Origin of the sequence: Blastomonas sp. CCH9-A1 (genome assembly GCF_001557175.1) — a bacterium.
Lineage (GTDB): Bacteria > Pseudomonadota > Alphaproteobacteria > Sphingomonadales > Sphingomonadaceae > Blastomonas > Blastomonas delafieldii_A.
On the sequence record NZ_LSHM01000057.1, the window covers coordinates 172,756 to 185,228 of the forward strand.

Annotated in this window: 12 protein-coding genes; 2 read left to right on the plus strand and 10 right to left on the minus strand. The window is 63.4% G+C overall.

Going from position 1 to position 12,473, the window contains the following annotated elements:
• Positions 1-98: 98 nt before the first annotated feature.
• Positions 99-722 (minus strand): YceI family protein, encoded by a 624-nt coding sequence (locus AX725_RS15755; protein ID WP_060979649.1) that lies wholly within the window; start codon positions 720-722, stop codon positions 99-101.
• A 65-nt stretch (positions 723-787) separates the two neighbouring features.
• Positions 788-3,412 carry an EAL domain-containing protein gene (locus AX725_RS15760; RefSeq protein WP_066114677.1) on the minus strand — a complete coding sequence of 875 codons (2,625 nt, stop codon included), beginning with the start codon at positions 3,410-3,412 and terminating at the stop codon, positions 788-790.
• Positions 3,413-3,549: 137 nt separating this feature from the next.
• Between AX725_RS15760 and AX725_RS15765 the strand changes: the two genes are divergently transcribed.
• Entirely contained in the window at positions 3,550-4,401 is an 852-nt protein-coding gene (locus AX725_RS15765; protein ID WP_060979727.1) for an oxygenase MpaB family protein, read from the plus strand.
• Between the two features lie 8 nt (positions 4,402-4,409).
• Here AX725_RS15765 and AX725_RS15770 read toward each other — a convergent pair whose 3' ends face one another.
• The 3 genes from AX725_RS15770 to AX725_RS15780 all read right to left on the minus strand — a co-directional run bounded on the left by AX725_RS15770 (position 4,410) and on the right by AX725_RS15780 (position 7,574).
• Entirely contained in the window at positions 4,410-5,282 is an 873-nt protein-coding gene (locus AX725_RS15770) for an S-methyl-5'-thioadenosine phosphorylase (RefSeq protein WP_060979651.1), read from the minus strand.
• A gap of 64 nt (positions 5,283-5,346) precedes the next feature.
• A complete protein-coding gene (locus AX725_RS15775; protein ID WP_060979652.1) occupies positions 5,347-6,372 on the minus strand; it encodes an SO2930 family diheme c-type cytochrome in 1,026 nt (341 codons plus the stop codon).
• Complete coding sequence (locus AX725_RS15780; RefSeq protein ID WP_066114679.1) at positions 6,369-7,574, minus strand: parallel beta-helix domain-containing protein; 1,206 nt, start codon at positions 7,572-7,574, stop codon at positions 6,369-6,371. Before AX725_RS15780 ends, AX725_RS15775 begins: the two co-directional genes overlap by 4 nt.
• A 150-nt stretch (positions 7,575-7,724) precedes the next feature.
• Here AX725_RS15780 and AX725_RS15785 point away from each other — a divergent pair, with 150 nt between their 5' ends.
• Positions 7,725-8,099, plus strand: coding sequence for a DUF2147 domain-containing protein (locus AX725_RS15785; protein WP_208598065.1), 375 nt, complete (start codon positions 7,725-7,727; stop codon positions 8,097-8,099).
• 176 nt (positions 8,100-8,275) lie between these two features.
• On the opposite strand, the gene AX725_RS15790 is transcribed toward AX725_RS15785, so the two are convergent.
• From AX725_RS15790 to AX725_RS15810, 5 genes are all read right to left on the minus strand, one after another.
• Positions 8,276-8,626, minus strand: coding sequence for a hypothetical protein (locus AX725_RS15790; RefSeq protein ID WP_060979654.1), 351 nt, complete (start codon positions 8,624-8,626; stop codon positions 8,276-8,278).
• Between the two features lie 99 nt (positions 8,627-8,725).
• Positions 8,726-9,361 (minus strand): TetR family transcriptional regulator, encoded by a 636-nt coding sequence (locus AX725_RS15795; RefSeq protein WP_060979655.1) that lies wholly within the window; start codon positions 9,359-9,361, stop codon positions 8,726-8,728.
• A complete protein-coding gene (locus AX725_RS15800; protein WP_060979656.1) occupies positions 9,354-10,220 on the minus strand; it encodes a crotonase/enoyl-CoA hydratase family protein in 867 nt (288 codons plus the stop codon). Before AX725_RS15800 ends, AX725_RS15795 begins: the two co-directional genes overlap by 8 nt.
• A 56-nt stretch (positions 10,221-10,276) precedes the next feature.
• Complete coding sequence (locus AX725_RS15805) at positions 10,277-11,059, minus strand: SDR family NAD(P)-dependent oxidoreductase (RefSeq protein ID WP_060979657.1); 783 nt, start codon at positions 11,057-11,059, stop codon at positions 10,277-10,279.
• Positions 11,060-11,233: 174 nt separating this feature from the next.
• Entirely contained in the window at positions 11,234-12,406 is a 1,173-nt protein-coding gene (locus AX725_RS15810) for an acetyl-CoA C-acetyltransferase (RefSeq protein WP_060979658.1), read from the minus strand.
• Positions 12,407-12,473 lie beyond the last annotated feature (67 nt).

A 12,473-nucleotide genomic window follows, 5' to 3' on the forward strand; every position in this document is an offset into this window, starting at 1 on the left:
GCATCCTCCCTGCCGTGATGGGTTCAACCACCTTTTGGCAGAGGCTATGACAGATTATGCTCGGGCGCAAGCGGCTCTTGGCAGAGCCTGTGCCGGCCTCAGCCCTTGGGCTTGAACACCAGGGATGCGGTCACCGGCACGGCGGTGCTGATCGCGGGAAGCTTGGCGATTTCCTGCAGCTTGCCGACCCCGGCCTCCAGCCCGACCGCGGATGCGTCGATGATCAGCGGCTTGGCGGTCTCGACCAGCACCGAATCGCCAGCCAAACGGGTCACCGTGAGCGGCGCCTCGATGGCATTTGTCGTGCCGTGGAGATCGAGCGTGACCGGGACGGCTATGGTCTTGCGCTCGCCGGGCTTCAGCGCCTTGATCGCATTGGGATCAATCTTGGCGGTGAGCTTGGCGTCGGGGAAATTCGCGACTTCGAACAGCATGTCGCGCATCCGCTGGTTGCGGATATCGATCCCCGTGTCGACACTGGCCAGGTCGATCGCGACGGCCACCGTGCCATCGGGTTCTACCGAACCGGAGAGCTTCTTGAAGCTGTGCGCCTCGCCGACATTGCCAGCCTTGACCGAGACGAAACCGACATTCGACTGATCCGCCGCCAGCTGCCAGGCGCCTTCGGGCAGCGGTGCCTCGGCTTTGTCTGCACCCGCGCTACAGGCAGCGACCACCAGGGCGAGCGACAGCGCGGAAACGGGAACGAGCGAACGGATCATGCAGCAGACTCCAGCCTTGAGTTGGACGTCCGTTCTTAACCTTGCGTAACCGGCCTGTCACCGCCTCATGCGCGCATCTGTTCGGGATAGCCGGTCGCGATTTGCGGCGGGCTGGACTGGCGGAAGCGTTCAAGGCTGATCGGCGCGGTGAATTGCAGGCCGCAGCGATCTTCGACCGACCAGCGTGCCACCGCGCGCACCTTCAGATTTGCCCCCAGCGCTATCTCGAACTCGGTACCGGGCGGCACGTCCCACAATCCCTCGATCAGCGCGCCACCGGGCGAGATGTTCTTGATCCGCGCCGGGTAGCAATAGCCATCGTGATAGATGCCGATCGTGCGCAGCACCTTGTAGCGGGTCTCGCGGTTGCGCTTGTGACCTACCGGCTCGACATGGTTCTCGACACCGGCCAGACGCTGGGTGGCTTCAGCGAGCCCGACCGGCTTGCCGTAGATATAGCCTTGCACATGGCTGCACCCCAGCGAGCGGATCAGTTCGAGCTCGTCGATCGTCTCGGCGCCCTCTGCGGTGGTTTCCATGTTGAGCGCTTCGGCGAGCGAGACGATCGAGCGGATGATCGCGCTGTTGGCGCTGCCCGATTGCGATGCACCGCGCACGAAGCTCTGGTCGATCTTGATCTTGTCGAAGGGTGCGCTGCGCAGATAACCGAGCGCGGAATAGCCGGTCCCGAAATCGTCGAGCGCCAGGCGCACGCCGATGCCTTTCAACCGTTCGAAGATGCGGGTCGCATCGAGCTTGTCGTCGAGGAACACGCTCTCGGTAATTTCCAGCTCGAGCCGCTCGGGCTCGAGCCCGCTCTGCGCGAGCGCGTTGAGCACGATCGACGGGAAGGCAGGGTCGGCAAATTGCATCGGCGAGACGTTGACCGCGATACGCACCGATCGGGGCCAGGTGGCAGCATCGGCACAGGCGGTGCGCAGCACCCATTCGCCCAGCTGCATGATCAGGCCCGATTCTTCGGCAATGGGAACAAACACGCCTGGGCTGATCGGTCCGCGCACCGGGTGGTTCCACCGCGCGAGCGCCTCGAACCCGCTGATCGTTTCGGTCGCAACATTGACCACCGGCTGATAGGCGATGCTCATCCCGCCAGCCTGAAGCGCAGCGCGCAGCTCGCCCTCGAGCGCGCGCCGCTCATGCGCGACCTTGTGCATGTCCTCGCTGTAGAATTTCCAGATGCCGCGGCCGTTTTCCTTGGCCGAGTAGAGCGCAAGATCGGCGTTGCGGATCAGCGTCTCGGCCCCTGAATGGGTACGTCCATCGGCAATGGCGATACCCACCGAAGCACCGATCACGATCTGGTTGCCCTCGACCATATAGGGATGGCTCAGATTGATGATCACCGATCGCGCGATATCCGCCAGCCGGTCCTCGCTGATGATGCCGGGCAGCACGACCTGGAACTCGTCGCCGCCCAGACGGCCAACCTCGCCGCTGTCACCGATGGTGCGCTTGAGCCGCTCGGACACCTGCTTGAGCAGCGCATCGCCAATCGGATGGCCGAGCGTGTCGTTGACCTGCTTGAATCGGTCGAGGTCGAGCAGGAACAGCGAGCACGGGCTGGGCTCGCCGCGATGGCCGACCAGCGCCTTCTCGAACAGCTCCTTGATGTACAAGCGATTGGCAAGCCCGGTGAGATTGTCGTAGCGCGCGAGCTGGGTGACCGCCTCGTGCGAACGCTTTACCTCGGTCAGGTCGGTGCCATGACCGCGAAACCCGACGAACTGGCCGAACTCATTGTAGAACGGCGCGCCGGAAAGCGACCAAGCCCGTTCCTCTTCCGACTGCGCGACCCGCACGGCGAGATCACTGAACGCGGTGCGGGCGGAGAAGTGGAAATTGAACGTCCGTTCGCTGCCGCCGCCATCGGCACCCGGCGAACAGATGACCGAGCTCAAGGGCTGGCCGATGATCGTCGCCGGGTCTGCCTGTATCGCGGTCACCGCCTCGGCGCTGATATAGACGATGCGGCCCTGGCGGTCGGTCTCCCAGAACCAACCGCGACCGGATTTCTCGTAATCGGAGAGCAGGCAGCGCGCGCGCTCGTTGTTGAGCTTCTGCAGATCGAGCGCCGCCTCCTCGTCGCGATCGTCCTTGCCGCGGATGAGCGCGATCAGCAGCATCGCCGGCAAAAAGACCAGCGTGCCCACCGCAAAGCGCAGATCCCAGGCGGCGAGCAACACGCCGAGTCCAGTCGACATACACGCAAAGAACATCAGCATGCGATGCGGCACCATGACCGCCAGGGTCGGAAGCAGCGCGCCCAGCAACGCCATCATGCCGATCAGGACGCCGGCTTCCTGGCCGTGCGCCACAAGGCTGACCACGGCAAACGAGAAGCAGACCGTCGACATGCAGACGATTGCCGACAGCATCGGCGGGAAGCTGTCTCCGAGGATCTTGCGAATGGCATCGCTGCGTCCGGGCAGGAAGATCACGAGGTCGATCAGGATCGACAAGGCGGCTGCAAGCACGAATGGCAGGTTGAGGCTGGCCAGCGAAAATCCTGTTGCCGCCGCCGTCAGCAGCATCGCTACAGTGCGAACACCCATGACCACAGGCCAGAGCGCGCAGATCGCCAGCAGCGATCTTGCAGACAGCACAGCAGGTGCTGGCGCGTCTCCCGTTGCCAGTTCTGATTGCTTCTGTCCAAACATCTGCCACGACATAAAGAAGCGCGATTAGCAAAGCGTTACCATGGAGGGGCTCGCGGCCCGGCAAGTCGTGTAGAATAAACGGCTATGACTGCATGAGACGATAGGCGGTCATGATTGGCAAACCCCTTTGCATGCCCCATATTGTCAGCATGCCAGGCTTGCGCGATTCCATCGGAAGCGAAATCCGCCGCATCTTTGCGGAACCCGGTGGGCAGACGATCGAGATCTCGCGCGAGGATAGCGGGCTGTTCGGCCCGCACTCGGTCTGCTGGCAGGTACATGGCGATGTCACCTCGATGATGATCGGCGGCATCGCCTCGCTGCTGATGCAGATGCTGGATCCCATGGTGCTGGCGGGCGTATGGGACCATTCGGTGTTTCGCCAGGACATGCGTGGGCGCTTGCGGCGCACCGCGGCATTTCTGGCCCGCACCACCTATGGCGACCGCGCACAGGCACTGGGCGAGATCGCGCGCATTCGCCGCATTCACGATCATGTGCACGGCACCCTTCCCGATGGCACGCCCTATAAAGCCAATGATCCGACATCGCTGGCCTGGGTGCATGTGACCGAGAGCCTCTGCTTTCTCGATGCCTATGTCCGCTATCGCAAGCCGCACATGACCATGGCCGAGCGGGACCGCTATTTCGCCGAGATGGCACAGATCGGGCGGCTGCTGGGTGCGGACCCTGTGCCCTATAGCCATCGCGAGGCGCAGCGGCTGGTGGCCAAGGCGCGGCCCCGGCTCCGGTTCGACGAGCGGACGCGCGAGATCGCGGATCTGCTGCTCAACCAGCCGCCATCATCGCCGCAGCTTGCGCCGTTCCATCACATGACGATGCAGGCCGGCGTCGATCTGCTGCCGCGCTGGGCTCGCCACATGCACGGACTGTCGATCTCACTACCGGCGCGGCTCGCGGTTCGCGGCGGGACGACGGGTATCGCGGCGATCACCCGCTGGGCGCTGGCGCCGGGACGCACAGTGCGTCCGGCGCGATGATCCCTTTTTCAGCGCGGCCTGAGCGCGCGCCCCGCCACGGCATCAAGCCGGGCGAGCAGCGCCGGATCGCGCGCTTCGGGCGCAGTGATCAGCGCGAAATCGAGACAGGTGTCGATCGGGCTGGACTCGCGCCTCTCAGGCAGCATCTTCGCCAGTTCGATCACCAGCTGGCGGGCTCTCGCCGAATTGGCATTCATCTGAGCGATGATCGCGCCGACCTCGACATGATCCTCGCCCTCGCGCCAGCAATCATAGTCGGTCACCATGCCGACCAGCGCATAGGGAAGCTCGGCCTCGCGCGCGAGCTTGGCCTCGGGCATCGCGGTCATGCCGATGACGTCACAGCCCCAGGCGCGGTACATATGGCTCTCGGCCCGGCTCGAAAATTGCGGGCCCTCCATCGCCAGATAGGTTCCTCCCTGGTGCACTGGCGCACCCGCCGCTCGCGCAGCATCGGCGGCCAGCGCCGACAGCCGGGGGCAGACGGGCTCTGCCATCGAGACATGGGCGACCATGCCGGTGCCGAAAAAGCTGCTCGGACGGTGCACGGTGCGGTCGATGAACTGATCGACCAACACGAACTGGCCCGGCGGCAGCTCCTCCCGCAGCGAGCCGATAGCGGAAATTGCCAGGATATCAGTACAACCGGCACGCTTGAGCACGTCGATATTGGCGCGCGCGTTGACATCGCTCGGGCTCAGGCGATGCCCCTTGCCGTGACGGGGAAGGAACACGAACCTATGGCCGTTGAGCGTGCCGATGACGATATCGTCCGATGCCTCGCCGAACGGGCTGTCGACGCGGATCGACTGGGCATCCTCGAGCCCGTCGATCGCATAAAGGCCTGATCCGCCGATCACGCCGATGGTCCACTCGCTCATTGCCTTTTGCCCCTGTAACGCCGGTTCGACCGTCTGCTAGACCAGCTGGAGCGACGCGCAAAGGCTATTCCGAACGGAGCGATGAAATCCATTCGCGGATGAGCGCAACGCCCTCTTCATGCACCATCGATCGGCCGACCTCGGGCATGGCGACTCCCGGCTCGGTCGAACCCATGCGATGGATCATAATCGACTGGTCGGGCTGGCCCGGGTGGATCGCGAACTCACGCCCACCGCTGCCCCGCCCCGCTGCTACCGGGCGCTTGTAGAACCCGGTGGCCGTCCGATCCGCTGCCGCGCCGTAATGGAGGAACAGCCCCGAATTGCTCGCGGATCCGGTGGGGTTGTGACAATGCGCGCAATTGACCATGAGATAGGCGCGCGCACGCTGATCGAGCGTGCCGGTGGAAGCGTCGTTCCAGATCGGTCCGTTGGCGGCGATCGGCGCTGCGGCCCAGTCAATGCGCTTGCGGAACGCCGCAGCGCCGGATGGTGCGAAATCCATGTTCGCCGCGATCGGGCCGATCGGCACCACTGCGCCGGCGGACGAATGGCATTCCTTGCACTGGTTCTTGTTCGGCACAGCATAGCTGATCTCGCTGCGCCGGCCATCGGCCCGGGTCACGGTCACCGGCAGGCGCGTGCCCGCGACCTTCAGATCGGCATCGCTCAGATCGGCGTTCCAGACATAGGGCAAGGCCTCCCAACCGTTTGCCCGGCGGAGCAGGACGCGGGTTTCGATCGGTCGAAAGGCAGCGCCGCTGCCATAGCCGAAGGTCTTGATCAGCGCGCTGCCCACCGGGAACTCGATCCGGCCATCGGCATTGGCGGACATGCGCGCGCCCTGGGGCACGTAAACGAACCGCTGCTTTTCGGCATAGTCGGAAAAGAGCGGGGTACGCAGGCTGTAGGCCACCAGAGCGGGGGCCGGATCGGTCGCACCGGGCCCTGCGAAGAATCCGAACTCCGACAGTTTGCGCGGCAGCGCCGCTTCGGTAATCGCGGAATCGTTGATGACCGCTGGTGCCGGCAGCGCGCTTACCAGCAACGCCGCAGCAACACCGCCAGCCAGGCCTTGCCAGCGTTTCACCGGATGGCCGCTTCCATGGCGTCGGGCATGACGATCTTCGGCAGCGTGGGCGCTGCGTCGCCCGCGAGCTTGGCGAGCGCTGGCTGCGCTGTCTCGATGGGTTGGTCCGATTTCGTCATGCCCAGGTTGAGCACCGGCACATCGTCGCTCGAATAAACCCTGGCTTCGGCCCCGCCCACGCCATCCCAGATAATCGGCGGCACGCTGCCGCCAAAGGCCGATGCGAGCATCTCGCCGCCTGCGAACTGCGGCGCAAATCCGGTCTTGCCATGCGCATTGTCGCTGATGCGGACATTGCGAACCATCGGCTGGTATTTGGCGTCGTCGAATTTCTGCCGATAGCCGATGATCATGATGTTCGACGATCCATTGCCATCGAACACATTGTCGAAAATCTCGATATCGCGATTGGCCATAACCATCACGCCTGTACCGGCGGGGACGCTGGCGACGATATTGCCCTTCGGCGCGAAATTGGGCGTGTCGTTTTCGACCACGACATTGTCGAACACGCGGACATTATGCCCGCCCTGTTGCGGCAGGTTGGGCAGATCGAACACCAGGATGCCGCCGGTATTCTTGGTCGCGACATTGTCATGGACATCGGCGTTGAAGCTGTTCTCGATCTCGATGCCCGCAACATTGAACCGGGCGATCGAATCGCGCACGATGATGTTGCGCGACTGGCCGACATAGATGCCAGCGTCGGACGCGCCGATCACCAGCACCGAATCGATCAGTACATTTTCGGATTCGACCGGGTAGATGCCATAGGCGCCGTTCGTTTCTTTCGGCCCTCCGGTCCATTCGACGCGGATATTGTGATAGACGATATTGTCCGCGCCCTTGGACTTGATCGCGTCCCCGCGGCTGTCCTCGACCGCAAAATCGCGCAGCACCACATTGTCCGACGTGACAAGTAGCCCCTCGCCCGCCGCCAGCTGCCCCTTGAAGCTGAGCACCGACTTTTCGGGACCCGCGCCCTTGAGCGTGACACCCGCGACATCGAGCGAGAGCCCGTCGGTGAGATCGAAGCGTCCTTCGCCCAGCAACACGACATCGCCGGGCTGCGCGAGAATCAAGGCTTCCTGCAACCGCTCCTGCGCACCAGGGCCGGGCGCGACGGCAAGCTCTTTGGCTAGGATCGGCGCCGCCGAGGTCAGGGCCAATACCGATGCAAATCCCACAAAAATCCGCTTCATCACCGTCTCTCCCCGCGTTATGACCTCGCCAAGTTCCTGGCTGGCGTCCCGGCTATCGCGGGATTGGCGGACAGGCTAATCACAAGCTGGATGGAGAACAATATGCGCTGGTCGGCAATCGCCGCTATTTTGGGGACATCGCTGTCCCTCATGGCTGTCCCTGCACAGGCATCCGAATCCATCCAGGGTCAGTGGTACACCAAGGGCAAGCGCGCCGTGGTCACGATCGCCCCGTGCGGCCAGAACATATGCGGACGACTGACGCGGTTCATCGAACAGCCCAAGAATGGCGTGTCGACCGATGTGAACAATCCCGATCCAGCGTTGCGCAAGCGCAAGCTGGTCGGCCTGCCCATTCTCAGCGGGTTCGTTCCCGACGGCAAGAAGTGGCGCGGCAAGATCTACGATCCCGAAAGCGGCAAGACCTACAGGTCGATCGTGACGGCAGGAAAGAATGGAACACTGAGCGTTGAGGGCTGCATCGCGATGTTCTGCCAGGCGCAGACCTGGACCGCGGCGAAATAAGGTATCACGCGGCTTTTGCCAGGTTACATTCTGGCATTTTGACTGTCATTAAACAGTAACATTCAAATCGTGCAAAATGTTGGCGGGCCGGCGCAGTGCTTGCCTCAAAGCCGCTGCCGACCCGCCACTCCATACCTGCTTCCGTTTGCGACCCGGCAGGCCTGAAGAACTCGAATTCATGTCCGGGGTGTTGAGCCCCCACCCGCCTGGTCCTGTTTCAGTGCCAGCTCGCTGACATAGCGATCGGCCTGCCACAGCAGCGACACGGTGGCGCGCAGACCATGCTTGTCGGTACGCCAATAGCCCGCATCGCGCAGCTTCACCGCCAGTTCGCGCAGGCGCAGCCGCGCCTCGGCAATATCAGAATGCGTGCGTCCGGCCGCGGCGTGATCCAAGGCCCTGGCAAGCTTCTCGCTGGCCTCGACAAACGCCTGCTCATCGATTGCAGACACGGCGCGAGAAACGCCCCGCGCAGAATCGGCGGCGTCGGCGGAGTGACTCGGGAATCGGGCGGCGGAATTGGTCATTCCTCCGCTCTAAGGAAAATTGCTCAGAGTTGTAAGTTTATTACCGTAATTCGAACGTATGTAACGAACGGCTCGTCCCGGCGTTACGGTTAACCGGTGTCAAGCGCTGCCTGGGTTCACCAACAGGCCGGGCATGATGATATCCAGAGTATGGTCGGCATAATCGTCGCGCATCTGCTCGGTCATCTCGGACTGACCGAAGCAATGATGCAGCACGAGCCGCGCGGAGAAGAAGCGGTCTGCAGCCCCGGTGACGGTGAAGTAGAACAGGCCCGCATCGATAGGGCGAAAAAGCCCCTTCTGCACGCCTTCCTCGATCAGCCGTTCATAGGCGTTGGAAATCGGCACGAGATAATCGTCGGCGATCTTGCGCGACACTTCGGGTGCGGCATCGCGCACCATCCGCATCAGCAGCCGGTTGAGATAGGGAAAGCGGAAATAGGTTCCGATCACCGCGCGGATATGCACGCGCAACTTCTCGTCCGGCGGCAGGTCCTTGGCGAGCAGTGCATCGAGGCTGTTGACGATGTTGCGCATGTCGCGTTCGAGCAGCGCGAGCATCAGCCCCTGCTTGTTGCCGAAATAATATTTGACCAACGCGCTGTTCAGCCCGGAGCGCAGGGAAAGCTCGCTCAGCGACAGATCGACCTGATCGCCATCGCGCATAATCTGGCTGGCGGCTTCGATCAGCTGGTCGCGCGCATTGAGCTCACTCTCGGGCGCAGCGTTATTCATATCCGGGTTCATCCCACCATGGATAGAATTCCGGCATGTCCGATGCAACCCGGTCGGGATAGTTGGCCGCGCGCTTTTCGAGGAAGCTCGAAATGCCTTCCGCAGCATCGCCCGAACGCGAACGCGTGTAGATGGCACGGCTGTCGACACGGTGTGCGTGCATTGGATGCGGCGCGGACGGAATCCGCCACAGCATCGCCCGGGTCAGCGCGACCGAAACCGGCGCGGTATTGTCGATAATCTCGCGCGCGAGCGCGATTGCAGCGGGCATAAGCTCTTCGGGCGCATGCACCGAACGCACAAGGCCCCCAGCGAGCGCTTCATCGGCGCCGAACACACGCCCCGTCATGCACCATTCGAGTGCCTGTTGCTGCCCGACCAGGCGCGGCAGGAACCAGGACGAAGCCGCCTCGGGCACGATTCCGCGCCGGGCGAAGACGAAGCCGAAGCGCGCGCTGGTCGAGGCCAGCCGCATGTCCATCGGCAACTGCATCGTCACCCCGATGCCGACGGCCGCGCCATTGATCGCACCGATCACCGGCTTCTTGCACTGGAAGATCCGCAGCGTCAGCAACCCGCCACCATCGCGAACGCGTTCGTCGGACAGATCGGTAACCGGATCGTCGCTGGAAAACGGCCCGCCCCCGCCATCGGGGGTCAGGTCTGCGCCTGCACAAAAGGCCCTGCCCTCGCCGGTCACGATCACCGCACGGACGGAATCGTCGGCATCGATCGCGTCAAACGCATCGATCATCTCGGCCATCATCCGGTTGGTGAAGGCATTCATCTTTTCCGGGCGGCTGAGTGTGATCGTGGCGATGCCATCGGCCACATCGTAGCGAATCGTACTATAGTGCATGCCAGCCTCCCGGAAAGGAATAGGCCCCGCCCGACACGCGAGCGGGGCTTTATCGATCAGCGCGGTGCCATGCGGATGCCGCCGTCGAGACGGACATCTTCACCGTTGAAATAACCGCATTCGATCATGGTCAGCGCAAGCTGCGCATATTCCTCCGGGTCACCAAGACGCTTGGGGAACGGAACCGATGCACCCAGCGCATCCTTGACCGGCTGCGGCGCGGCGGCGAGCAGCGGGGTATTGAAAATGCCCGGTAGGATGGTGTTGACGCGGATCGCTTCGCTCGAAAGGTCGCGCGCGATGGGAAGCGTCATGCCGACGACACCGCCCTTCGATGCCGAATAGGCCGCCTGGCCGATCTGGCCATCCTCGGCCGCGACCGATGCGGTATTGACGATCGCGCCGCGATCGCCATCGGGCAGCGGATCGAGCGTCATCATGCCGGCGGCCGACTTGGCGATGCAGCGGAAGGTGCCCACCAGGTTGATCTGCACGATCCAGTTGAACGCATCGAGCGGGAAATGCTTGATGCTGCCGTCTTCCTTCGAGCGGCTGGCGGTCTTGATGGCGTTGCCGGTACCGGCGCAGTTCACCAGGATACGCTCCTGACCGATCGCGGCGCGGGCCTTGGCGAAACCGGCGTCGACGCTCGCATCGTCGGTCACGTTCACTTCGCAGAACACGCCGCCGATCTCATTGGCGAGCGCGGTGCCTTTTTCTTCCTGCAGGTCGAAAATGGCGACCTTGACGCCCTTGGCGGCGAGAGCGCGCGCGGTCGCGGCGCCCAGGCCCGAAGCGCCGCCGGTGACGACGGCGGAAATGGAGGAATCGAGTTTCATTAAGGTGTCTCCTGAAGAATGATCAAATTTCAATCCTCCCCGCGGCGGGGAGGTGGCAGTCCGAAGGACTGACGGAGGGGTAGCGGGATTGTGCCTCGATCGAGGCAATGCACCTCGACGCTTCCCCTCCAATGCTTCGCGGTCCCCCTCCCCGAGCCGGGGAGGAGCGATAAGTCAGCTCAGGCGTTCGATGATCGTGACGTTGGCCTGACCGCCGCCCTCGCACATCGTCTGCAGACCGTATTTGCCGCCGCGCTTTTCGAGTGCGTTGAGCAGCGTCGCCATCAGCTTGGTGCCCGACGCGCCGAGCGGGTGGCCGAGCGCGATCGCGCCGCCATGGACGTTGAGGCGATCATGGCTGGCACCGAGATAGGACAGCCAGGCCAGCGGCACCGGGGCAAAGGCTTCGTTGACTTCATACAGATCGATATCGTCGATCTTCATGCCCGCGCGATTGAGCGCCCGCTCGGTGGCGAACAGCGGTTCCTCGAGCATGATCACCGGATCGCCTGCGGTCACCGAGACATGGTGGATGCGCGCGCGCGGCGTAAGGCCATGGTCCTTCAGCGCCTGTTCGGACACGATCAGCACCGCCGAGGCACCGTCGCAGATCTGGCTGGCATTGGCCGCCGACAGCACGCCGGTCTCGGAGATCGGCTTGACGCCGGCAATGCCCTCGAGCGTGGCGTCGAAGCGGATGCCTTCATCGACCTTGTGCCATTCCTTGCCCTCGGGGGTTTCGATCTCGACCGGAACGATCTCGTTGTCGAACGCGCCCGCCTGGGTCGCGGCTGCCGCGCGGCGGTGGCTTTCGAGCGAATAGGCATCGAGCGCTTCCTTGGTCTGGCCGTGCTTCTTGACGATCATTTCCGCGCCATCGAACTGGCTGAACATCACGCCGGGAAACGCTTCCTCGAGCCGCGCCGACTTGTAGTTGCCCATGCCGGCTTTCATGTAGAGCATTGCGGTCGAGCCCATCGGCACGCGGGTCATGCTCTCGATGCCGCTCGCCAGCACGATGTCCTGGGTACCGCTCATCACCGCTTGGGCAGCAAACTGCATCGACTGCTGCGACGATCCGCACTGACGGTCGATGGTCACGGCAGGGATGCTGTCGGGCAGCTTCGAGGCGAGCACCGCATTTCGGCCCACGTCCATCGTCTGCTCGCCGCCCTGCATCACGCAGCCAGTGATGACATCGTCGATCGCCTTGGGATCGAAATCGTTGCGCGCCGCGATCGCGTCGAACACCGCTGCGCCCAGATCAACCGGGTGAACACCAGCGAGACGGCCGCCGCGACGGCCACCAGCGGTGCGAACCGCATCTACGATATATGCATGAGCCATAGGGCCTCTCCTTGCAGATTGCGCGGCCCGGCGGTTGTTCACGCCGACTCCGCAATGGATTTAATCG